Raw genomic sequence first — 21,975 nt, 5'->3', positions numbered from 1 at the left:
ACACCAAAAACAGTTACTTCGACTGTACCGGCACGTACATTTCAATGTCCCAGTAGCCGTCCTCCATGCCATTGTTCATATAAACTTCAAAGCAAGGTTTAGCGGCTATCGCATACGTCGAATCCTGCAGCAGGCGCTCAAAGAACTGATACCACGGCGTCGCGAAGTCATGATTTTCAACGCGGGCAACGGCGATAGCATAGTCGCCCCCCGCCAGTTCGGTCTGGATCACCCCTTCGCTGTTTTCTGGGATCTCAAAACCTTCAGGCACAGACACCACGGTATCACAACGCAGTTTTTCCGCCGGAACAACGTCAGGATTGTCGTAATAAACGGCTATCCATTCCAGCGGTACGATCTGCTTACCGTCGACCCACATCATTAACTGCTCGAAACCCTGCTTTACCGTTTGTTCCCACGGTCCAACCATATGGAAACCGGCAATTATGCGTTTCTCAACCTGCTTTATCTCGTACTCCATATAACCTCCGTTATTACACTGTATTTATATACAGTGTAATTTTTAGGTATGACGGCCACAAGGAATCAGTGATTATTATGTGAGCAGATTCGCACTCTTGCCAGTCAGGCACATCAGGAAAAACTACGCCTTGTGGTGGAAGTAATCGCTCAAACGCGAGAAGACGCCGCCTTCGTTGACAGACTCCAGCGTAACCAGAGGCCAGTGCGCCACCAGTTTATCCCGATCGTAGAGTTCAATTTCCCCCACACGTTGATGGGCAGCAATGGGGGCAACCAGTTCTTTCTTATCAAGAACATATTTTGCCTTGATATTAGCGACTTCGGCTTTAGGCAGGGCCATCCAGAAATCCTGCTCTGTGCCAAGGCTAATTTTTTCTTTATCGCCGTACCAGATCCGTTCAATACCAACCTGCTTACCGCTACGTAATACCTGCACGGTATCGAAGTTCTGTTGTCCCCATTGCAGCAGTTTTCGCGCCTGGTCTTCACGCCCTTTCGCACTCTCCGCCCCCATCACAACTGCAATCAGGCGGCGCTGCCCATCAACGGCAGAAGCAATCAGGTTGAATCCAGCGCCGGAGGTATGTCCTGTCTTCAGACCATCGACGTTCATAGTTTTATCCCACAACAAACCGTTACGGTTTTGCTGCGTGATTCCGTTCCAGGTAAGGCTTTTTTCACTGTACATATGGTAGAAATCCGGCTCTCCATGGATGATAGCTCTCGACAGCACGGCCAGATCGTAAGCTGAGCTATGCTGACCTGGCGCATCCAGACCATGTACCGTTTCAAAATGCGTGTCCCGCAGGTTCAGCTTTTGCACATAGCTGTTCATCATCGCGACAAACTGCGGCTGCCCTCCGGCGATGTAATCCGCCAGCGCCACACAGGCATCATTACCGGAATCAACAATTAACCCGCGACTCAGATCGCGCACAGAAACGCGATCCCCTTCTTTCAGGAACATTAAGGATGAACCGACGAAGACCGGATTATCTTTCGCCCAGGCATCTCGTCCTACGGTGACAATATCTGTCGGACTAATACGCTTGCTGTCGATTGCGCGATCGACAACATAGCCGGTCATCAGCTTGGTCAGGCTGGCAGGGTTGCGCTGCTGGTGTTCATTTCCGGCTGTCAGGATTTGGCCCGTGGTGTAATCCATTAATACCCACGCACCGGCATTAATTGCCGGAGGCTGTGGAGCGAAACTGGCGACGTCGGTCGCGTACGCGGGCGAAAAACTCATCGCAAATAGTGAAGCGGCAATAAACAAACGGCGTTTCAACAGCATGTCCTCAGGAAATGGAGAAATAGCCGTTCTTTTTACGGAAGTTCTGGCGAACAAACATGGATAAATTGCAAGAAAATGTGACATAAGGCACATTTTCTTGCTGTAAGGAAAGGATTTCAGATATCGACCGCGTCTGGCGTTACCCTTTGCGCGGTGCCGTTTCTGCGTGATGGCTACGATGACGATGATAGCCATCTATCATACTGCGGAAAATTTGCCCCGGCGTGTCACCCAGCGTGCACAGGTAAATATGCGCACAGATGAACAGTAAGCCGACAATCGCTAACACCATATGCAGCACCAGCATCACAGGCCCTGCCCCTATCACCTGCGGGTAGAGGCATAACAACCCGGTGATGATTAGCAGCGGAACCAGCGCGTACATGATGGCCAGATAAGCCAGCTGTTGTAGCGGGTTAAATTTACTCTCTGCCGTTGCGGCAAACGGGTGTGGTTCACCCTTCATGATGCCATACAGATAAAAGCGCGTTTGCAACAAGCAGCGTGGTATCAACCCATTAAACTTCACCCGGTAATGACAACCGTTGCCGCTGGTTGCGTTGATTAGCACAAAACCAACCCAGAAGGCCAACAAGGCGAAACCGCACCAGGTATGTACCTGCACCATCAATGCCACCGGTCCGAGAGAGAAGTGACCAAACAGGCCACTCAGCAAAAGCAGGATAAAAAGCAGCGCATTACCCCAGTGCCAGCGGCGGACTGCCAGAGAATAAAGGTAATCCCGATGTTCTTCTCCGGTTGCTGTTTTGGGTGCCAGCATCCGACGTAACAGCGCGTGCATAACCAGGCCCGCAATCATCAGCACAATAACAACGCCTGCATAAATGAGCCACAGCGGCCAGTAGTCCGGCGCATAGTTAAGCTCTGCTCCCCAGATAGAATTCATGCTTTACCCTCCTGATGGATCTCTTTACGCCGATAAACACTCACCGGACCGCTACGCGTATCCTGCTGGCGATAAACCTCTTTTTGATTTATCCAGTGCTGAATTTCCGGGTCGTCACGACGACCAAATTTCAGCGCATCCGTCGGACAAACGGAAACGCAGGCGGGCGATTGACCGCTCTCGAGTCGGGTATCTGCGCAAAAGTTACATTTGTCGGCAATTCCCGTTTGCGGATTGAGATAACGGACATGGAACGGACAAGCGGCAACGCAGTAGTCACAGCCAATACAGCGAGACTTATCCACTTGCACAATGCCATTTTCGTCGCGAAATGACGCACCAGTCGGACAGACGCTGACACACGGCGCATCTTCACAATGCTGACAGGAAACGCGAACAAACTGGAAGTGGGACAGCACCTCGGGTTCATGTTCGGGTGAACGGATCTGCACCTGTAGACGGCTAAATCCCTCTGGCACATCATTCAGAACTTTGCAGGCAACCGTACATGCCTGACAGCCGATACAGCGTTTCTCGTCATGCAGCATGACATAAGGGTTTGTAGATTGATTCATGATGTTCTCCTTTCTCATGCCCGACGAAGCGTAACGCCAGCGGTGTGGACCACCGTACCGGAAACCGGACTGGTAACATGCGGAAGCAAATTACCGCAATGGATACCGTGCGTTGTCGCTGCGGTTTTGGCTCCCGCCTTGGCGCCAAATCCCATATAAACAAACAGCGTATCGGGCCGAATTCCGGCGGTGACCAGCGCTTTGCCTTTTTCCTTGCCGGTCGCATTTTCCAGCCAGATGTCATCGCCGCTTTTGATGCCTTTTTCACGGGCCGTTTGCGGGTGGATCCACACCGCGTTATCCCACATCAACTCGCTAAGCAGTGGCACGTATTGCGTCGCACCGTTGGTATGAACCGCCACTTTTCCCTGGATAAAATAGAGTTCACTGTCGCCTTTGAGCGCAAAATTGCGCGCGCGCGGAATACCGTATCCAGGCAGGAGCGTTTCCAGCTCTTCGGAATAGAGTTCAATTTTTCCTGACGGAGATTTAAAGCGCAGTTGCTTGCCATAGGTACCGTCGCTGTCAACCGCCACCGCGCCCGGATAGCGTTCCACAAACTGACGCACCGCTTCAGGTTCACGCAGCAGCAACGGAACACCCCACTCCCGATACCCTTTCTGACGCAATTCAGCAGATAGCGCATGATCGCCATTAAGCTGGTATAACTGACGCGTTTGCATATCCTGCCATGGGTAGAATTGGCCAAGGCCTAACTGCACGGCCAGCTCTTTCCAGATTTGCCAGCTCGGACGCGCATCACCAATAGGTTCTACTACCTGCTGACGCAGGGCATAGGCTGGATTCAGACCCGACATGTCTGAAACTTCTTCATCGCGCTCAAGGTAAGTACATTCAGGCAAAAGGTAGTCGGCATACGCCGCGCTTTCGCTTAGGTAGACATCACAACTGACCACAAGGTCGAGCTGTTCAACGGTTTTGACCAGATCTGGTCGACAGGTTACGGTTTGGAAAGGGTTGTGTCGGGACATAATCCATCCCTTCACCGGATAAGGCGTCTGATTTAACACAGCATCAATGATGCTTTGCACCACACCACCGCCCGCCGCGATGTACTTAAACTGCGGGGCTACCAGATCGATACGCTGCGCCGTTGGCTTGGGTAATTTGGCATCGGGTTTTGCCAGCACCGGAGCGACCTTCTCGCCAGCCAGCTTATTGTAAGTTGCCGCCGCTTTTTTCTGATACAAACCGCCTTCACGCTCAATATTGCCAAGCAGCACATTGAGGGTAAAAATCATGCGCCGCATATCAATTTCTTCTTGCGAAAACGTCGCGCGATGGCCCGGACTGACGATAGCATGAGGCGCGCAGGCGGCCATTTCGCGGGTGACCCGAACAATGACATCAGCAGGCACATCCGCGAGCTGCTGCGCCCATTCCGGCGTGGTCTCTTGTACCGCTTCTGCCAGTTGCTCAAACCCCGTGGTGTAGCGCGCCACAAAGTCCGCGTCATACAGATTTTCATTGATCATGACGTGACACATGGCCATCAGCACCGGTAAGTCGCCACCCGGCTTGAGCGCATGCCATTCATCCGCCTTGCTGGAGAATACGGACAGACGGGGATCGAAGCTGACCATCTTCGCCCCCTTCTCCTGCGCGGTCATCAGCTCATGCGTATCAGCAACCTCGATCCCTTCATAGAGGTTATGGCCAAAAGAGACCATATAACGGGTATTGGCGATATCCATGGCTAAATCGCCACCCATCATCACTTTAGCGGCAATGGCTTTACCGGCAGGACACGTTGATGCGTGAGTAAAGGTATTCGGTGACCCGAAAGCCGTCGCGAGGTGAAATAAATGGCCAGACAGCGAGCCAGATTTAGACGAGAAGACGACTCCCTGGGGACCATATTGCGTTTTTATTGCCGTCATTTTTTCGGCGATCTCTTTATACGCCTGTTCCCAGCTAATAACCTGCCAGTCACCGCTCCCACGAGGTCCTGTGCGTTTCATGGGTTTAACAATGCGATGAGGGTCGTTGACCAGGCTAACGCCGCTGCCGCCGCGAGCGCAGACACGTGTCCCCTGCTGTGGCGCATTAGGGTTTCCCTGAATAAAAACCGTTTTATTATTAATCACCTGAGCCTGAATTGGGCAGCGAAAAGAACACATCTCGCACAAACTTGGCGTCAGGGATGTTTTCCCTTTGATACTCTCTGGAGAATTTCGCGCCAGTGCCCCAGGCGGGAAACTGCCTATCGCACAGGCTGAACAGCCTATACCCACTCCTCGCAAAAAATTACGCCGACTAATGCTCATATAACCTCCTGTTATTAGATATATCCAATAATTATATGGCGTTTAGATTATTTATTTTTTACATCAATCACATTTCATTACAATGTATGACAGCGAATTAACATAAATAAAAACCCATTGTTTATAAAAGATTTTTAAAGTTTCCAGAACACAACAAAGAAGAGGGAAATAACAATAATGGTTATCAGTTAGATTATTTACAAACCCGCAACCTCAAGACATTTTATTTCCGTAATTTATTTTAACAGTGCGAAATTTATTAATTAATTCCATTAATATCCTGTTTATCTCAATTTTATTGCGTACACAATCCAGCTTCGATAATGCCATAGCTGATTATCTCGCTATTTTTTGGTATTCTTGAACCAGCGCTAAATTGATCCCGGACATAACTGAACAATGAATGACGGCAAGCAGCAACCTGGTTTTCTCTTCCACGATTACGAGACCTTTGGTACCCATCCGGCGCTGGACAGACCCGCGCAATTTGCGGCTATCCGCACAGATAATGATTTCAACATCATCGGTGAACCAGAAGTTTTTTATTGCAAACCCGCGGACGATTATCTGCCGCAGCCTGAGGCGGTGTTGATTACGGGTATCACACCGCAGGAAGCACGAGAAAAGGGAGAGAATGAAGCCGCATTTGCTGCACGCATCCACGCCCTGTTCACCGTTCCGAAAACCTGCATCCTGGGTTATAACAACGTGCGCTTCGATGATGAGGTGACGCGCAACATCCTGTATCGCAATTTCTACGATCCCTATGCCTGGAGCTGGCAGAACGATAATTCGCGCTGGGATCTGCTGGATGTGATGCGCGCCTGCTATGCCCTGCGTCCTGAAGGCATTAACTGGCCGGAAAACGACGACGGCTTACCCAGCTTCCGCCTGGAACATTTGACCAAAGCCAATGGTATTGAGCATACCAATGCTCACGATGCTATGGCGGACGTATACGCCACAATCGCAATGGCGCAATTAGTGAAGTCGCGCCAGCCGCGTCTGTTTGATTATCTCTACAGCCATCGTAATAAGCACAAGCTGGCCGCGCTGATTGATGTCCCGCAAATGAAGCCGCTGGTCCATGTCTCTGGTATGTTCGGCGCATGGCGCGGCAACACCAGTTGGGTAGCGCCGTTGGCGTGGCATCCGGAGAATCGTAACGCGGTTATTATGGTCGACTTAGCCGGTGATATTTCGCCGCTGCTCGAACTCGACAGTGATGCCCTGCGCGAGCGGCTTTACACGTCTAAAGCGGATCTGGGTGATAACCCGGCCGTACCGGTTAAACTGGTGCACATCAACAAATGCCCGGTACTGGCACAGGCTAATACCCTGCGTCCGGAAGATGCCGACCGTCTTGGCATTAACCGCCAGCACTGTCTGGATAATCTCAAAGTTCTGCGCGAAAATCCGCAGATACGAGACAAAGTGGTCGCGATCTTTGCAGATGCGGAACCCTTTACACCATCAGATAACGTAGATGCCCAACTTTATAACGGCTTTTTCAGCGATGCTGACCGTGCGGCGATGAAAATCGTTCTGGAAACAGAACCACGCAATTTACCGGCGCTGGATATCTCCTTTGTCGATAAGCGCATTGAAAAACTGTTGTTTAATTACCGTGCACGTAACTTCCCGGGAACGCTGGACGAAGCAGAACAGCAACGCTGGCTGGACCACCGCCGCCAGGTATTCACACCGGAGTTTTTGCAAAATTACGCCAATGAACTGCAGTTATTGAGCCAGCAGTATGCGGATAACAAAGAAAAGTTGATGCTGCTGAAATCACTCTGGCAGTATGCCGAAGAGATTGTATAAATCCCACACATAAAAAAACGGAGAACATGTCTCCGTTTTTTTTAGTTAAATGCTGTTATTACGCGACATCTTCGTCGTACTGCGGCACCGGGTTACGGAAGCTTTTGGTCACACAAGCCAGGTAAATCAGACCGATACCGGCCCAGATCAGACCCAGAACCATTGAGCTCTCTTCCAGATTCACCCACAGCGCACCAACGGTCAGCGCACCGCACATCGGCAGGAACAGATACTGGAAGTGGTCTTTCAGCGTCTTGTTACGCTTCTCACGGATCCAGAACTGGGAGATCACCGACAGGTTTACGAAGGTAAACGCCACCAGCGCACCAAAGTTAATCAGCGCCGTCGCCATCACCAGGTCGAAGTTGATTGCCAGCAGAGCAATCGCACCAACCAGAATGATGTTCATAGACGGAGTACGCCATTTCGGGTGTACATAACCGAAGAAACTTTTCGGGAACACGCCGTCACGCCCCATCACGTACATCAGACGCGCTACGCCAGCATGCGCCGCCATACCGGACGCCAGTACGGTAATGGTAGAGAAAATCAGCGCGCCAACCTGGAAGAACTTACCGGCGACGTACAGCATGATTTCCGGCTGTGAAGCGTCTGGATCTTTGAAGCGCGAGATATCCGGGAAGTACAGCTGCAACAGATAGGTGGAGACGATAAAGATCAGGCCACCAATCAGCGCGGTCAGGAAAATCGCACGCGGGATCACACGCTCAGCGTCTTTGGTTTCTTCTGACAGGTTGCTGATACCGTCAAAACCGGTGAACGAGAAGCACAGGATGGTCGCGCCCGTGATCATCGGGATCACGTGTGCATCACCTGACCAGAACGGACGGCTGCTCGCCAGCGTACCGGCACCTTCCCCTTCGAACACGCCATAAACGACCATGCCGAGGATCACTGCAATCAGCACCACCTGCAACAACACGATTACGGTGTTGAAATTCGCAACGGATTTAAGGCTGCGCAGGTTGAAGGCGGTCATAAAGGCCACCAGCGCCACCACGAATATCCATGACGGTATCGACGGCACCAGGGCTTCAAAATAAATTTTTGCCAACAGAATGTTGATCATCGGAGCGAACAGGTAGTCCAGCAGTGATGACCAACCCACCATAAAGCCAACGGTCGGGCTAATGGATTTCTGGGCGTAAGTGTAGGCAGAGCCTGCAGACGGATAGCGACGCACTAGTTTACCGTAGCTCAGTGCGGTAAAGAGGATGGCGATCAGTGCAAAGGCGTAAGCTGTCGGGACGTGACCATCGGTCATTCCTGATACGATACCGAATGTATCGAACAGCGTCATCGGCTGCATATAGGCAAGGCCCATCATGACAACCGGAACCAGCGTAAGCGTTTTACGTAATTCCACGCGAGAGGTGTTTGGAGTAGCGTTATGCGACATGGTTATCCCCCATTACGGCGAAAACCGTCGCGTAAGCAAAAAATTGCCCCATTTTTTGTTAATCCTCAGCGACAACAACTGTCGATTTTTAAGTAAGTATCTATCCGGTACGAAGCCCGGCCTCTTTTATGAATGATTGGTTTGATGCAAAAAAATAACCGACGCGTATTAAAACGTCGGTTAATGTCATTTTTTGCAAGCGGCGTATTTTGCCCTAAATTGGGGAGAAATAACAAGAGATTGAAGCGGCCACAAAAGAATATTTTTTCTTAACTGATTGATTTGTCAGCAGCCGTTTTAACATACACCCCGGCAATAGCACTATTTGCTAAAATCTCATCCCGCCACCAGGCGCTGGCCAGCCCGGCGGTCTGTTCATTCCAGCCTATCCACACGGGTTCAAAGACAATTTGCGCGACCACTTTTTTCTCAATCAGTGCGCCGCTCTCCAGAAATCGCTGCGCCAGGTAGCGCGGAATATAGCCACATCCCAGACCGCTGATTTGCAGTTCCAGCTTGGTTTTGAAGTCAAAAACGGTAATGGCTTCTTGATCGTCCAGCACCTGGGAACCTGAGACGTTGGCATGCTGCGCATTGTCGCCCACCACAATGGCGCGAAAACGGCGAATGGTACGACGATTTAACGGTTCCTGTTCCTGCGCCAGCGGGTGATGCGGCGCAACCACAAACACCTGTTCCAAAACCCCGAGCCGTGCAAAGCCGAATTCACTCGCTGCAGGGGGTTCATGCATGGCGCCAACGATAATATCCGCCCGGCCCTGAGTGAGGGCATCCCAGGAGCCGCCCAGCACGCCATTGATAAACTTCAGGCGCGTCACGCTGTGGTGTTGATAGAAAGATTCGATGAGTGGGGCCAGCAGTGAAAAGGGAAACGTATCATCTACGCCAATAACCAGTTCATTCTCCCAGCCTTCGTGAAGTTTAATCGCCTGCTTTTCAAGTTCGCGGACGGTGTGCAGCACCTCCCGCCCCTTTTCCAGCAGCATCTGCCCGGTGCGGGTGAACTTAGCCCGGTGTCCGCTGCGATCGAGTAGCTGAATATTAAGATCGCTTTCCAGCTTATGGACGGTGTAGCTAAGCGCAGACGGCGTCTTAAACAATTTTGCCGACGCCGCCGCGAAACTGCCCTCTTTTTCTAATGCATCGAGGATGATAAGAACGTCCAGCAGTGGTTTCATACTCGCCCCCTGGCGGTATACAGCGGCACTCTGCTGGATTGTCACTCCATCGGCATCACCAGCGGGTCAGGATACTGGTACTCAAACCCAAGCTCATTACAAATACGGTTGCCATCAATGACTTTACCTTTACCGTTATCCGTACCGCCGCGAAATTCCGGCGGCTCCATCCCCAACTGGCGGGCCATCTGCGGATAGAACACGTTACGCGCTGGATGCATAGGCGCACATATATTATAGATGTGTCCCCCTTTAGGCGCTTGCAGCAGTAAGGTGATGGCAGAAACTACATCGTCCAGATGCACCAGATTGACGCCATGATGTCCGTCAGGTGCCGTCTTGCCAGCGAAGAAGCGACCAGGATGTCTTCCCGGACCGACCAACCCGGCCAGACGCAAAATATCCACCGACGTGCCTGGCAAATTGTGCAACCAGTCTTCAAGTTCTTTCAGGACACGACCGCTCGCCGTGACCGGATTACGCGCCGTCCCCTCTTTCACTGTGCCCTGAACGTCACCATAGACTGACGTCGAACTGGTAAAAATAATTCGTGGGATCCGATACGCCAGCGCGCTGTCGACCAGCTCCTGCATTGCCTGCAAGTAAAATGCTTCCCCAGGACCGCTACGACGCGCAGGCAGCGTAATAACCAGCGCATCGGCGTCCATCAGTGCATCGAGATCGTCAGCCTCACAGACCAGTTCAGGTTCCAGGCGCAGCGAATAACTCTCGATACCGCTCATGCGGGCCGCTTCCACCCCATCCAATGTGGTTTTGCTGCCGGTAACCTGCCAGCCTCTCGCCGCCAGCGACATGGCTAACGGCATGCCTAACCAACCTAACCCGACAATTGCGACCTTTTTCATGCCTTCTCTCCTGACTTTTGGCCTATAACGCAAGGCTACGCCAGCCCACGGTGGCTGACAATTCATAGTATCAATATGAAATGAATTAATGATCAAAAAAAGCCCTTGCTTTCCGTAGCTAAAGTGGTTTAGGTTAAAAGACATCAAATGAATAAACATTCATCGAGAAAATTTATGACACGCGCTCAATTCAAACACCATCATCACCATCATCCTGACTAGTCTTTCAGGCGATGTGTGCTGGGAGACGTTTAAATCTTCCAGCGGTGCATGAGCGTATGAGAAAGCCCCCGGAAGATTTCTTCCGGGGGCTTTTTTTTGTGCGTAACCCAAACTGATTCAGACAGGATAACGAGGAATAAAGAATGTTAGACAACACCCGTTTACGCATAGCTATGCAGAAATCAGGCCGCTTAAGCGATGATTCACGCGAATTACTGGCCCGTTGCGGCATTAAAATTAATCTTCACACCCAGCGCCTGATTGCGATGGCGGAGAACATGCCGATCGATATTCTGCGCGTGCGTGATGACGATATCCCGGGCCTGGTGATGGATGGTGTCGTTGATCTCGGCATCATCGGGGAAAACGTTCTGGAAGAGGAACTGCTCAACCGCCGGGCACAGGGTGAAGACCCTCGCTATTTTACCCTGCGCCGTCTGGACTTCGGCGGCTGCCGTCTCTCGCTGGCTACCCCGGTTGATGAAGCCTGGGATGGCCCGGCAGCGCTGAACGGTAAACGTATCGCGACCTCTTACCCACACCTGCTCAAACGTTATCTCGATCAGAAAGGGGTTTCGTTTAAATCTTGTCTGTTAAACGGTTCTGTAGAAGTTGCTCCCCGTGCGGGTCTGGCTGATGCGATTTGCGATCTGGTGTCCACCGGCGCAACGCTTGAAGCCAACGGTCTGCGCGAAGTAGAAGTGATCTACCGCTCTAAAGCCTGTCTGATTCAGCGCGACGGCGAAATGGCCGAAGCCAAGCAACAACTGATCGACAAACTGCTAACCCGTATCCAGGGGGTTATTCAGGCCCGTGAATCCAAATACATCATGATGCACGCGCCGAGCGAGCGTCTGGACGAGGTCATCGCCCTGCTGCCCGGTGCTGAGCGCCCTACCATTCTGCCTCTGGCGGGCGACCAGCAGCGTGTTGCCATGCACATGGTCAGCAGCGAAACCCTGTTCTGGGAAACAATGGAAAAACTGAAAGCGCTCGGTGCCAGCTCAATTCTGGTGTTGCCGATTGAGAAGATGATGGAGTGATCTGATGCCTGATGGCGCTTCGCTTATCAGGTCTACAAGAATTGTCACAATTATTGATATTACGGGTCTTGTAGGCCGGATAAGGCAGCGCCGCCATCCGGCAACACCCGATGATGGAGTAACGACCATGAGCTTCAATACCCTGATTGACTGGAATAGCTGTAGCCCTGAGCAGCAGCGCGAACTGTTGATGCGCCCGGCAATTTCCGCCTCTGAAAGCATCAGCCGCACAGTGGCTGAGATCCTTGAGAACGTCAAAAATAACGGCGACCCGGCGCTGCGTGAATACAGCGCGAAGTTTGATAAAACCGAGGTTGGCGCGCTGCGCGTCACCGAGGAAGAAATCCAGCAAGCCAGCAGTCGCCTGAGCGACGAACTGAAACAAGCCATGCAGGCGGCGGTGCGTAATATTGATACTTTCCACAGCGCGCAAATTCTACCGCCGGTGGATATCGAAACCCAGCCGGGCGTACGCTGCCAGCAGGTTACCCGCCCTATCGCTTCCGTGGGCCTGTATATTCCTGGAGGTTCGGCACCGCTGTTTTCCACCGTATTAATGCTGGCGACCCCGGCGCGCATCGCCGGTTGCAAAAAAGTGGTGCTGTGCTCACCGCCGCCAATTGCCGATGAAATCCTCTACGCCGCGCAGTTGTGTGGCGTAAAAGAGGTGTTTAATGTGGGCGGTGCGCAAGCCATTGCCGCGCTGGCGCTGGGCACCGAATCTATTCCTAAGGTCGATAAAATCTTCGGGCCGGGCAATGCATATGTGACCGAAGCCAAACGCCAGGTCAGCCAGCGTCTTGACGGCGCGGCCATCGACATGCCTGCAGGCCCGTCCGAAGTGCTGGTTATCGCCGACAGCGGTGCGACACCGGACTTTGTTGCCTCTGACCTGCTATCTCAGGCAGAACACGGCCCCGACTCGCAGGTTATCCTTCTTACGCCAGACGCTACGCTTGCCGAAGGCGTTGCCAAAGCCGTTGAACGCCAGCTTGCTGAGCTTTCCCGCGCTGAGACCGCACGTCAGGCACTCTCCTCCAGCCGCTTAATCGTGGCGAAAGATCTGGCGCAGTGCGTTGAAATATCTAACGCCTACGGTCCGGAACACCTGATTATTCAGACCCGCAACGCGCGTGAACTGGTTGATGAGATCACCAGCGCCGGTTCGGTGTTCCTCGGCGACTGGTCGCCGGAATCCGCAGGCGACTATGCTTCTGGCACCAACCACGTTCTTCCGACCTACGGCTATACCGCGACCTGCTCAAGCCTTGGGCTGGCTGATTTCCAAAAACGGATGACCGTACAGGAATTAACCCCACAAGGTTTCTCTGCCCTGGCCTCAACCATTGAAACACTGGCCGCTGCTGAACGACTGACTGCCCACAAAAATGCCGTCACTCTGCGCGTTAACGCCCTGAAGGAGCAAGCATGAGCACTGACAACTTTCTCAGCGTCACTGATTTAGCCCGTAAGAATGTTCGCGAATTAACGCCCTATCAGTCTGCCCGTCGTCTCGGCGGTAACGGCGATGTCTGGCTCAACGCGAATGAATACCCCACCGCCGTTGAGTTCCAGCTCACTCAGCAAACGTTGAACCGCTACCCGGAGTGTCAGCCGAAAGCGGTGATTGAGAATTACGCGCAGTATGCTGGCGTCAAACCGGAGCAGGTGCTGGTCAGCCGCGGCGCAGATGAAGGGATCGAACTGCTGGTGCGCGCGTTTTGCGAACCCGGTAAAGATGCGATTCTGTACTGCCCGCCGACTTATGGCATGTACAGCGTCAGCGCCGAAACGATTGGCGTTGAGTGCCGCACCGTTCCAACACTCGACGACTGGCAACTGGATTTGCAAGGCATCGCGGACAAGCTTGATGGCGTGAAGGTAGTCTACGTATGCAGCCCTAATAACCCAACCGGCCAGCTGATTAACCCGCAGGATCTGCGTTCACTGCTCGACATGACGCAGGGTAAAGCTATTGTGGTCGCTGATGAGGCCTATATTGAGTTTTGCCCGCAGGCCACGCTGGCAGGCTGGCTGTCTGAGTATCCGCATCTGGTGATATTACGCACGTTGTCCAAAGCGTTTGCGCTCGCCGGTTTACGCTGCGGGTTTACGCTGGCGAATGAAGAGGTTATCAATCTGCTGTTAAAAGTGATTGCCCCTTACCCACTCTCTACGCCGGTGGCAGATATCGCCGCCCAGGCGCTGACGCCGCAAGGGATTTCCGCCATGCGTAAACGCGTAGAGCAGATCCTGCAAGAACGTCAGTATCTGGTAGATAACCTGAAAACAATTCGCTGTGTAGAGCAGGTATTCGATTCTGAAACCAACTATGTTCTGGCGCGCTTCACTGCCTCCAGCAGCGTATTTAAATCTTTGTGGGATCAGGGCATTATCTTACGAGATCAGAATAAACAACCTTCGTTAAGCGGCTGCCTGCGAATTACTGTCGGAACCCGTGAAGAGAGCCAGCGCGTCATTGACGCCTTACGTGCGGAGCAAGTATGAGCCAGAAGTATCTTTTTATTGACCGTGATGGAACCCTGATTTCCGAACCGCCAAGTGACTTTCAGGTCGATCGCTTTGACAAACTTGCCTTCGAGCCGGAAGTTGTTCCCGTTTTACTGAAACTGCAAAAAGCAGGTTTTAAGCTGGTTATGATCACTAACCAGGATGGACTCGGAACCCAGAGTTTCCCGCAGGCTGATTTTGACGGTCCGCATAACCTGATGATGCAAATTTTCACCTCTCAGGGCGTAACGTTTGATGAGGTATTGATCTGCCCGCACTTGCCAGCAGACGAGTGTGATTGCCGTAAGCCAAAAGTGAAGCTGGTTGAACAGTATCTGGTTGAACAGGCCATGGATATGGCGAACAGCTACGTCATTGGTGATCGGGCGACCGATATTCAGCTCGCTGAAAACATGGGCATTAGCGGATTGCGTTACCATCGCGATACCCTGAACTGGGCTATGATCGGCGAGCAGTTGACCAAACGTGACCGCTACGCACACGTTGAGCGCAATACCAAAGAAACGCAGATTGACGTCAAAGTCTGGCTGGACCGCGAAGGCCGCAGCAAAATCAATACTGGCGTTGGCTTCTTTGACCACATGCTGGATCAAATCGCCACCCACAGCGGTTTTCGCATGGAGATTGCCGTCAAGGGCGATCTGTATATAGACGATCACCACACTGTTGAAGATACCGGTCTGGCGCTGGGCGAAGCCTTAAAGCTGGCGTTAGGCGATAAGCGCGGCATCAATCGTTTTGGTTTTGTACTGCCGATGGATGAGTGCCTGGCACGTTGCGCGCTGGATATCTCCGGCCGCCCACACCTGGAGTACCGCGCGGAGTTTACCTACCAGCGCGTGGGCGATCTGAGCACGGAGATGATCGAACACTTCTTCCGTTCACTCTCTTACACTATGGGCGTCACCCTGCACCTGAAAACCAAAGGCAAAAATGACCACCACCGTGTGGAGAGCCTGTTTAAAGCCTTTGGCCGTACGCTGCGTCAGGCGATTCGTGTAGAAGGCGGCACGCTGCCCTCCTCAAAAGGAGTGCTGTAATGAACGTGGTGATTCTGGACACCGGTTGCGCCAACCTGCACTCGGTAAAATCAGCCGTCGCACGCCACGGATACGACCCGGTTGTCAGCCGTGACCCGGACGTAGTGCTGCGCGCCGATAAACTGTTTCTGCCGGGCGTCGGCACCGCGCAGGCGGCTATGGACCAGTTGCACGAGCGCGAACTGATTGAACTGATTAAAGCCTGCACGCAACCGGTACTGGGGATCTGTTTAGGCATGCAACTGCTGGGCCGCCGCAGCGAAGAGAGTAACGGTGTCTCCCTGCTGGGCATTATTGAGCAGGACGTCCCGAAGATGACCGATTTCGGTCTGCCGCTGCCGCATATGGGCTGGAATCGCGTCTATCCGCAGGCGGGAAATCGACTGTTCCAGGGCATTGAAGATGGTGCGTATTTCTACTTTGTACACAGCTACGCTATGCCGGTAAACCCGTGGACCATCGCCCAGTGCAATTACGGCGAACCGTTTACCGCGGCAGTACAAAAGGACAATTTCTTTGGCGTACAGTTTCACCCGGAACGTTCGGGCGCGGCTGGGGCACAGTTGCTGAAAAACTTTCTGGAGATGTAATGATTATTCCGGCATTAGATTTAATCGACGGCACGGTGGTGCGTCTTCATCAGGGCGATTACGCTAAGCAACGTGATTACGGTAACGATCCTCTCCCCCGTTTGCAGGATTATGCAGCCCAGGGTGCTGAAGTGCTGCACCTGGTTGATTTAACCGGCGCGAAAGACCCGGCACAGCGCCAGATCCCGCTGATCAAAACGCTGGTCGCTGGCGTCAATGTTCCGGTACAGGTTGGCGGCGGCGTGCGTACGGAAGCAGACGTGGCGGCGCTTCTTGACGCAGGTGTGGCGCGCGTGGTGGTGGGTTCGACGGCGGTAAAATCCCCCGAGATAGTCAAGAGCTGGTTTGCCCGTTTTGGTGCCGATGCGCTGGTACTGGCGCTGGACGTTCGTATTGACGAGCACGGGAATAAACAGGTTGCGGTCAGTGGCTGGCAGGAAGATTCCGGGGTTTCACTGGAAGAACTGGTTGAGACCTATTTACCCGTCGGCCTGAAGCACGTGCTGTGCACCGATATCTCCCGCGACGGTACGCTGGCAGGCTCAAACGTCGCGCTGTATGAAGAAGTGTGCGCCAAATACCCGCAGGTGGCATTTCAGTCATCTGGCGGCATTGGCGGAATCGAGGACGTAGCGGCCCTGCGCGGGACCGGAGTTCGCGGCGTGATCGTCGGACGCGCCCTGCTGGAAGGAAAGTTCACCGTTGAGGAGGCCATTCAATGCTGGCAAAACGCATAATTCCTTGTCTGGACGTCCGTGACGGGCAGGTGGTAAAAGGCGTCCAGTTCCGTAATCACGAGATTATTGGTGACATCGTCCCGCTGGCAAAACGCTATGCCGATGAAGGCGCAGATGAACTGGTGTTCTATGATATCACCGCTTCCAGCGATGGCCGCGTAGTGGATAAAAGTTGGGTATCACGCGTGGCGGAAGTGATCGATATTCCGTTCTGCGTAGCTGGCGGCATTAAATCCATCGACGATGCGGCGCGCATTCTCTCCTTCGGGGCGGACAAAATCTCCATCAACTCCCCGGCGCTGGCCGAACCGGAGCTTATCACCCGTCTGGCGGACCGCTTCGGCGTGCAGTGCATCGTGGTGGGCATTGATACCTGGTATGACGCCGACACCGGCAAATATCATGTAAATCAGTATACCGGAGATGAAAGCCGTACCCGCGTCACGCAGTGGGAAACACTGGACTGGGTGCAGGAGGTCCAAAAACGCGGCGCGGGCGAAATCGTCCTGAACATGATGAACCAGGACGGCGTACGTAACGGTTATGACCTGGAACAACTGAAAAAAGTGCGTGATGTTTGCCACGTACCGCTGATTGCCTCCGGCGGTGCGGGCACCATGGAACACTTTCTCGAAGCTTTCCGGGATGCCGACGTTGACGGCGCGCTTGCCGCCTCCGTCTTCCACAAACAAATTATCAATATTGGCGAATTAAAAGCGTACCTGGCAACACAGGGCGTGGAGATCAGGATATGTTAACGAAGCAACAATGCCGCGAACTGGACTGGGAAAAAACCGACGGACTGATACCAGTCATCGTGCAGCATGCGGTTTCCGGTGAGGTGCTGATGCTGGGTTATATGAACCCGGAGGCGCTGGATAAAACGATCGAAAGCGGCAAAGTGACCTTTTTCTCGCGGACCAAGCAGCGCCTGTGGACCAAAGGAGAGACCTCCGGTCACTTCCTGAATGTGGTGAGCATTGCGCCTGACTGCGACAACGACACCCTGCTGGTGCTGGTTAACCCGATTGGCCCGACCTGCCATAAAGGCACTTCAAGCTGCTTTGGCGACATTAGCCACCAGTGGCTGTTCCTGTATCAGCTTGAGCAATTGCTGGCCGAACGTAAAACCGCTGACCCAGCCAGCTCCTACACCGCGAAACTGTATGCCAGCGGCACCAAACGCATCGCGCAGAAAGTGGGCGAAGAAGGCGTAGAAACCGCGCTGGCCGCTACGGTGAACGACCGTTTTGAGCTGACAAATGAAGCTTCTGATCTGATGTATCACCTGCTGGTTTTGTTGCAAGATCAGGACCTCGATCTGACGACGGTGATTGAGAATTTACGTAAGCGTCATCAGTAAGTTGCAGACGTAAAAAAACCGGGCGCTGCCCGGTTTTTTGTTGTCAGGTTCAAACTTACTCAGCTTTGGCTTTGTAACCGCGCAGAGCATTTCGCCCCAGCACTACGCCTGCACCAATCATCCCACCGAGCAGAACTGCCAGTACGAGGGTAATCGCTTTTTTCGGGCTGTCACGACGAATCGGTAACGTTGGTTTCATCACATAGCGGTAGGCGTGTAACTCAGCCCCTTCAAGCTTAAGATTTTCAATATCCAAAAGCTTTTGCTTGGTCTGGAAGTAGTTATCAGACAATATCAAAGGACGTGTAGATTCGTGCTCAATCATGGACTTCAGGGCATCACTCCCCAACAGGAACATACTGTCCTGCGTCACATCCTGCGTCTGCTGAATTTGCGGCTTAGTCACCCCGGCCTGCTCTGCATAACGCAGCGCTTCCTGAATTTGTTTAATTCGCAGATCTTTTTGCTCCTGAGCAACCACTTCCTGAGTTTTCAGAGAGTCTTGCAACGTGGTGGTTTGCAACTTGATATTATCAACCAGGTCAAGCTTCAGCTCTTTAGCGACCTTTTCATCTGTTTGTTGAATGTATTCAGCCAGCTGACGCTGAGCGTCTTCAGGTGAGCCACCCACATAAGAAACCGCTAACGGCAGCGGTTGACCTTTAACAGACTGTTCAATTGACAGTTTCTGTGGTTCTTCCTGATTATCAAGCGTTTCAGCCAATGCAGAGAGAGAAGTACTGAAACGACCAACCACGTTTGTCTGCAGTTCAGTAGCCTTGGGGGCGCTGACACCATACAACACATTGAGGGCGTTGTTATATGTGGCTATCTGACCAACATCCGGTTGAGTAATAATGGCTGTTGAGGTCCATTTCTCCTTAGCAACTACCAAATAGCCCACAGCAAGTACTATGGCAATAACAATCGCGATAACGATTGTTACTTTCCCACGCCACAACTGTACCAGTAAATCAATCAGATCAATCTGTTCCGGATCGTGATTGCGCCCGGACATGCTGTTATCACTTACAGACATAGAAACCCTAGGTAAGGAAAGACTTAAACTGGGGTTAGTTTAGCTATAAATTGCGGCAATACCATAGGATTAATGATAAAAAAATCAAATTGTTTCAGGTATTTTGATTGGTATTTCAAACACTACTGGAAAACGATACGTTTAAAAAAGTGGACTGATGCAGACACGTAATGGACCGTAGAGACGCGCACGCCCGCAGCCAGCATGAGCCCTATCACGTCGACAATATCAGCAATAGTTAACCGGTTGAGCTAATGGACTATATCCAGGCTCTGGAAGATGCACTGAGTATTGAAGCGAAGAAAAATATGCTACCGCTACCGCCAGGTGATGTGCTGGAAACCAGCGCGGACACTAAAGCACTGTATGAGGTAATTGGTTTTAAACCTGAAACCACGGTAAAAGATGGGGTGAAGAACTTTGTTGACTGGTACCGTGATTTCTACAAAGTTTGATTACTGGCCTGATTAAAATAAAAAAGGCCTTATATTAAGGCCTTTTTTATGGAGACGAGATTAATCACTACCAAACAAATCGCGGGTATAAACTTTATCGGCAACATCAGCTAATTCTGACACCATGCGGTTAGAAATAATAATATCCGCTTCATTTTTGAACACATTAAGATCACGCACTACCCGAGAGTGGAAAAATTCGTCCTCTTCAACGACGGGTTCGTAAATAATCACGGGCACGCCCTTTGCCTTAATGCGCTTCATGATGCCCTGAATGGATGATGCACGGAAATTATCGGAACCGCTTTTCATAATTAAACGGTATACGCCAACTACTTTAGGGTGACGGGCAAGAATAGAGTCTGCAATGAAGTCCTTACGCGTACGGTTAGCATCAACGATTGCGCCAATAATGTTATTCGGCACAGATGCATAATTCGCCAACAGCTGCTTAGTATCTTTTGGCAAGCAGTAGCCACCGTAACCGAATGACGGGTTATTGTAGTGATTACCGATACGGGGATCCAGGCACACGCCTTCAATAATCTGCCGTGAGTTCAGACCAAGGCTTTCGGCATAGCTATCCAGTTCGTTAAAGTAGGCCACACGTAACGCCAGATAGGTGTTAGCGAACAACTTGATGGCTTCGGCTTCAGTCGAGTCGGTAAATAAGGTCGGGATATCTTTCTTCACTGCACCTTTCAGCAGCAACCCGGCAAAGCGCTCGGCACGTTCAGAACGTTCACCAATAACGATACGAGACGGGTGCAGGTTGTCGTATAGAGCTTTACCCTCACGCAGGAATTCAGGGGAGAAGATGATATTATCTGTTCTATATTTTTGACGCATTGATTGAGTAAAACCGACAGGAACTGTCGATTTTATTATCATTAAGGCATCTGGATTTATTTCAATAACATCCTGTATGACTGACTCGACACTGCTAGTATCAAAGTAATTAGTTTTAGGATCGTAGTCTGTTGGGGTTGCAATAATGACAAACTCTGCACTCTGATAAGCGTAGTATTTATCTAGTGTAGCTTCGAATTTTATATCTTTAGATTGCAGATACTGTTCAATTTCTTGATCAACTATCGGAGACATCCGATTATTTAGCATCTCGACACGTGAGGGAACAATGTCCAGAGCAATGACCTTATGATGTTGGGCGATAAGAAGACTATTTGACAGACCAACATACCCAGTACCAGAAATGGCGATTTTCATTTCATGCTCTCAGTATTATCTTAATATTTAATCATGATGCCGTACATCTTGATAAGAGAATAATGTTTTAACTTTTTTTTGAATATCATGTCAACGATGGTTAAAACAATTAAGATTTTCTTTATCAGATTACGCCAGGAATATTAAGAAAAGATTAAGCAATCAACTTAAATCAATAGAATTTGAGATAATAAATATCCTCCGGCATAGCCGGAGGTTTTTCTGATGCGCCTATAAGGCTCTGTTACCAGCCGCGCCCTAACAGGCGCATACGATCTGACATTTGCATCAGACTTCGTTACTTACGGCCCGTAAACGGGCTACCCGGATAAGGGATCGATAACTGCTCGCCCATTTTATCCTCTGCAAGCTGGTGCTTTATGTATTCCTGTATCCTTGCTGTGTTCTTACCCACCGTATCTACGTAATACCCACGACACCAGAACTCCCTGTTCCTGTATTTAAACTTCATATCACCAAACTGCTCATACAACATCAGACTGCTTTTACCTTTCAGATAACCCATAAAACCGGATACGCTCATTTTGGGCGGGATTTCCACAAGCATATGGATATGATCTGCACAGCATTCCGCTTCCAGGATCCGCACGTTTTTCCACTCACACAGCTTTCTTAAGATGCTGCCTATCGCCCTACGTTTCTCCCCGTAGAATGCTTGTCTTCGGTATTTGGGCGCAAAAACTATGTGATATTTACAGTTCCATCGGGTGTGCGCTAAGCTCTTTTCGTCCCCCATTGGGACCCCCTTTTGATTTCTTGTTTAACCCTTGCAGTTGCCAGACCGCAAGGTGTTTTAACAAATCAAAAGGGGTTTTAATAACTGGCCCAAAGCTGAAAGCTTTCCGGAACC

21 protein-coding genes, 2 pseudogenes and 1 other annotated feature are annotated in these 21,975 nt (G+C 51.4%); of the genes and pseudogenes, 11 read left to right on the top strand and 12 right to left on the bottom strand.

Annotated elements, in window-relative coordinates:
* Window positions 1-13 precede the first annotated feature (13 nt).
* The 5 genes from sbmC to phsA form a co-directional block, all read right to left on the bottom strand.
* Window positions 14-481 (bottom strand): DNA gyrase inhibitor SbmC, encoded by a 468-nt coding sequence (gene sbmC / locus OGY08_RS02145; RefSeq protein WP_008785156.1) that lies wholly within the window; start codon window positions 479-481, stop codon window positions 14-16.
* Window positions 482-604: 123 nt separating this feature from the next.
* Window positions 605-1,777 (bottom strand): serine-type D-Ala-D-Ala carboxypeptidase DacD, encoded by a 1,173-nt coding sequence (gene dacD, locus OGY08_RS02140; RefSeq protein WP_048235085.1) that lies wholly within the window; start codon window positions 1,775-1,777, stop codon window positions 605-607.
* Between the two features lie 139 nt (window positions 1,778-1,916).
* Window positions 1,917-2,684, bottom strand: a complete 768-nt coding sequence (gene phsC, locus OGY08_RS02135; protein WP_125363440.1) for a thiosulfate reductase cytochrome B subunit — start codon at window positions 2,682-2,684, stop codon at window positions 1,917-1,919.
* Window positions 2,681-3,259, bottom strand: a complete 579-nt coding sequence (gene phsB, locus OGY08_RS02130) for a thiosulfate reductase electron transport protein PhsB (RefSeq protein WP_003834185.1) — start codon at window positions 3,257-3,259, stop codon at window positions 2,681-2,683. Before phsB ends, phsC begins: the two co-directional genes overlap by 4 nt.
* 14 nt (window positions 3,260-3,273) lie before the next feature.
* Window positions 3,274-5,547, bottom strand: coding sequence for a thiosulfate reductase PhsA (gene phsA, locus OGY08_RS02125; protein WP_125363441.1), 2,274 nt, complete (start codon window positions 5,545-5,547; stop codon window positions 3,274-3,276).
* Between the two features lie 399 nt (window positions 5,548-5,946).
* Here phsA and sbcB point away from each other — a divergent pair, with 399 nt between their 5' ends.
* Complete coding sequence (gene sbcB, locus OGY08_RS02120; RefSeq protein WP_048215987.1) at window positions 5,947-7,371, top strand: exodeoxyribonuclease I; 1,425 nt, start codon at window positions 5,947-5,949, stop codon at window positions 7,369-7,371.
* 58 nt (window positions 7,372-7,429) lie between these two features.
* Here sbcB and plaP read toward each other — a convergent pair whose 3' ends face one another.
* From plaP to OGY08_RS02105, 4 genes and pseudogenes are all read right to left on the bottom strand, one after another.
* Entirely contained in the window at window positions 7,430-8,791 is a 1,362-nt protein-coding gene (plaP, locus tag OGY08_RS02115; protein ID WP_003834188.1) for a putrescine/proton symporter PlaP, read from the bottom strand.
* On the bottom strand, window positions 8,781-8,843 hold the full coding sequence (gene yoeI / locus OGY08_RS25185; protein WP_099045591.1) for a membrane protein YoeI: 63 nt from the start codon (window positions 8,841-8,843) through the stop codon (window positions 8,781-8,783). The genes plaP and yoeI overlap by 11 nt, the downstream gene beginning before the upstream one ends.
* Before the next feature lie 162 nt (window positions 8,844-9,005).
* A pseudogene (locus tag OGY08_RS02110) lies at window positions 9,006-9,990 on the bottom strand (LysR family transcriptional regulator).
* A 41-nt stretch (window positions 9,991-10,031) separates the two neighbouring features.
* Window positions 10,032-10,856, bottom strand: a complete 825-nt coding sequence (locus OGY08_RS02105) for an SDR family oxidoreductase (RefSeq protein ID WP_003834190.1) — start codon at window positions 10,854-10,856, stop codon at window positions 10,032-10,034.
* A gap of 174 nt (window positions 10,857-11,030) precedes the next feature.
* Between OGY08_RS02105 and hisL the strand changes: the two genes are divergently transcribed.
* The 9 genes from hisL (at window position 11,031) to hisIE (ending at window position 18,383) form a co-directional block, all read left to right on the top strand.
* Entirely contained in the window at window positions 11,031-11,078 is a 48-nt protein-coding gene (hisL, locus tag OGY08_RS02100; protein WP_100250077.1) for a his operon leader peptide, read from the top strand.
* Window positions 11,054-11,176, top strand: a sequence feature (His leader region). (Overlaps the previous gene by 25 nt.)
* Window positions 11,177-11,221: 45 nt before the next feature.
* Complete coding sequence (gene hisG, locus OGY08_RS02095; protein ID WP_003834191.1) at window positions 11,222-12,121, top strand: ATP phosphoribosyltransferase; 900 nt, start codon at window positions 11,222-11,224, stop codon at window positions 12,119-12,121.
* A 127-nt stretch (window positions 12,122-12,248) separates the two neighbouring features.
* The gene (gene hisD / locus OGY08_RS02090) at window positions 12,249-13,553 is read left to right on the top strand and encodes a histidinol dehydrogenase (RefSeq protein ID WP_125363442.1); all 1,305 of its coding nucleotides are present in this window, start codon (window positions 12,249-12,251) and stop codon (window positions 13,551-13,553) included.
* Window positions 13,550-14,629, top strand: a complete 1,080-nt coding sequence (gene hisC / locus OGY08_RS02085; RefSeq protein ID WP_032943909.1) for a histidinol-phosphate transaminase — start codon at window positions 13,550-13,552, stop codon at window positions 14,627-14,629. Before hisD ends, hisC begins: the two co-directional genes overlap by 4 nt.
* Window positions 14,626-15,693: a bifunctional histidinol-phosphatase/imidazoleglycerol-phosphate dehydratase HisB gene (gene hisB / locus OGY08_RS02080; RefSeq protein WP_125363443.1), complete on the top strand. Its 1,068-nt coding sequence runs from the start codon at window positions 14,626-14,628 to the stop codon at window positions 15,691-15,693. The genes hisC and hisB overlap by 4 nt, the downstream gene beginning before the upstream one ends.
* On the top strand, window positions 15,693-16,283 hold the full coding sequence (gene hisH / locus OGY08_RS02075) for an imidazole glycerol phosphate synthase subunit HisH (protein WP_001103544.1): 591 nt from the start codon (window positions 15,693-15,695) through the stop codon (window positions 16,281-16,283). The genes hisB and hisH overlap by 1 nt, the downstream gene beginning before the upstream one ends.
* A complete protein-coding gene (gene hisA, locus OGY08_RS02070) occupies window positions 16,283-17,020 on the top strand; it encodes a 1-(5-phosphoribosyl)-5-[(5-phosphoribosylamino)methylideneamino]imidazole-4-carboxamide isomerase (protein WP_008785166.1) in 738 nt (245 codons plus the stop codon). The genes hisH and hisA overlap by 1 nt, the downstream gene beginning before the upstream one ends.
* Window positions 17,002-17,778 carry an imidazole glycerol phosphate synthase subunit HisF gene (gene hisF / locus OGY08_RS02065; RefSeq protein ID WP_000880132.1) on the top strand — a complete coding sequence of 259 codons (777 nt, stop codon included), beginning with the start codon at window positions 17,002-17,004 and terminating at the stop codon, window positions 17,776-17,778. The genes hisA and hisF overlap by 19 nt, the downstream gene beginning before the upstream one ends.
* A complete protein-coding gene (hisIE, locus tag OGY08_RS02060; RefSeq protein ID WP_125363445.1) occupies window positions 17,772-18,383 on the top strand; it encodes a bifunctional phosphoribosyl-AMP cyclohydrolase/phosphoribosyl-ATP diphosphatase HisIE in 612 nt (203 codons plus the stop codon). Before hisF ends, hisIE begins: the two co-directional genes overlap by 7 nt.
* A gap of 55 nt (window positions 18,384-18,438) precedes the next feature.
* On the opposite strand, the gene wzzB is transcribed toward hisIE, so the two are convergent.
* On the bottom strand, window positions 18,439-19,422 hold the full coding sequence (gene wzzB, locus OGY08_RS02055) for an LPS O-antigen chain length determinant protein WzzB (RefSeq protein WP_057067499.1): 984 nt from the start codon (window positions 19,420-19,422) through the stop codon (window positions 18,439-18,441).
* A 171-nt stretch (window positions 19,423-19,593) separates the two neighbouring features.
* On the opposite strand from wzzB, the pseudogene OGY08_RS02050 reads away from it, so the two are divergent.
* Window positions 19,594-19,877, top strand: a pseudogene (locus OGY08_RS02050) (protein CapI); the annotation flags it as partial.
* A 60-nt stretch (window positions 19,878-19,937) separates the two neighbouring features.
* On the opposite strand, the gene ugd reads toward OGY08_RS02050, so the two are convergent.
* Window positions 19,938-21,104, bottom strand: coding sequence for a UDP-glucose 6-dehydrogenase (ugd, locus tag OGY08_RS02045; RefSeq protein ID WP_057067497.1), 1,167 nt, complete (start codon window positions 21,102-21,104; stop codon window positions 19,938-19,940).
* 298 nt (window positions 21,105-21,402) lie between these two features.
* Complete coding sequence (gene tnpA / locus OGY08_RS02040) at window positions 21,403-21,861, bottom strand: IS200/IS605 family transposase (RefSeq protein WP_057069660.1); 459 nt, start codon at window positions 21,859-21,861, stop codon at window positions 21,403-21,405.
* Between the last annotated feature and the right edge of the window lie 114 nt (window positions 21,862-21,975).

Origin of the sequence: Citrobacter sp. Cpo069 (assembly GCF_030332785.1) — a bacterium.
Lineage (GTDB): Bacteria > Pseudomonadota > Gammaproteobacteria > Enterobacterales > Enterobacteriaceae > Citrobacter > Citrobacter portucalensis.
This window is presented reverse-complemented; position numbering and strand designations above follow the sequence as displayed.

What these genes read in the sequence shown, in the direction of transcription:
- sbmC (WP_008785156.1), bottom strand. Translation starts at nt 481, where the DNA reads ATGGAGTACGAGATAAAGCAGGTTGAGAAACGCATAATTGCCGGTTTC.
- dacD (WP_048235085.1), bottom strand. Translation starts at nt 1,777, where the DNA reads ATGCTGTTGAAACGCCGTTTGTTTATTGCCGCTTCACTATTTGCGATG.
- phsC (WP_125363440.1), bottom strand. Translation starts at nt 2,684, where the DNA reads ATGAATTCTATCTGGGGAGCAGAGCTTAACTATGCGCCGGACTACTGG.
- phsB (WP_003834185.1), bottom strand. Translation starts at nt 3,259, where the DNA reads ATGAATCAATCTACAAACCCTTATGTCATGCTGCATGACGAGAAACGC.
- phsA (WP_125363441.1), bottom strand. Translation starts at nt 5,547, where the DNA reads ATGAGCATTAGTCGGCGTAATTTTTTGCGAGGAGTGGGTATAGGCTGT.
- sbcB (WP_048215987.1), top strand. Translation starts at nt 5,947, where the DNA reads ATGAATGACGGCAAGCAGCAACCTGGTTTTCTCTTCCACGATTACGAG.
- plaP (WP_003834188.1), bottom strand. Translation starts at nt 8,791, where the DNA reads ATGTCGCATAACGCTACTCCAAACACCTCTCGCGTGGAATTACGTAAA.
- OGY08_RS02105 (WP_003834190.1), bottom strand. Translation starts at nt 10,856, where the DNA reads ATGAAAAAGGTCGCAATTGTCGGGTTAGGTTGGTTAGGCATGCCGTTA.
- hisG (WP_003834191.1), top strand. Translation starts at nt 11,222, where the DNA reads ATGTTAGACAACACCCGTTTACGCATAGCTATGCAGAAATCAGGCCGC.
- hisD (WP_125363442.1), top strand. Translation starts at nt 12,249, where the DNA reads ATGAGCTTCAATACCCTGATTGACTGGAATAGCTGTAGCCCTGAGCAG.
- hisC (WP_032943909.1), top strand. Translation starts at nt 13,550, where the DNA reads ATGAGCACTGACAACTTTCTCAGCGTCACTGATTTAGCCCGTAAGAAT.
- hisB (WP_125363443.1), top strand. Translation starts at nt 14,626, where the DNA reads ATGAGCCAGAAGTATCTTTTTATTGACCGTGATGGAACCCTGATTTCC.
- hisH (WP_001103544.1), top strand. Translation starts at nt 15,693, where the DNA reads ATGAACGTGGTGATTCTGGACACCGGTTGCGCCAACCTGCACTCGGTA.
- hisA (WP_008785166.1), top strand. Translation starts at nt 16,283, where the DNA reads ATGATTATTCCGGCATTAGATTTAATCGACGGCACGGTGGTGCGTCTT.
- hisF (WP_000880132.1), top strand. Translation starts at nt 17,002, where the DNA reads ATGCTGGCAAAACGCATAATTCCTTGTCTGGACGTCCGTGACGGGCAG.
- hisIE (WP_125363445.1), top strand. Translation starts at nt 17,772, where the DNA reads ATGTTAACGAAGCAACAATGCCGCGAACTGGACTGGGAAAAAACCGAC.
- wzzB (WP_057067499.1), bottom strand. Translation starts at nt 19,422, where the DNA reads ATGTCTGTAAGTGATAACAGCATGTCCGGGCGCAATCACGATCCGGAA.
- ugd (WP_057067497.1), bottom strand. Translation starts at nt 21,104, where the DNA reads ATGAAAATCGCCATTTCTGGTACTGGGTATGTTGGTCTGTCAAATAGT.
- tnpA (WP_057069660.1), bottom strand. Translation starts at nt 21,861, where the DNA reads ATGGGGGACGAAAAGAGCTTAGCGCACACCCGATGGAACTGTAAATAT.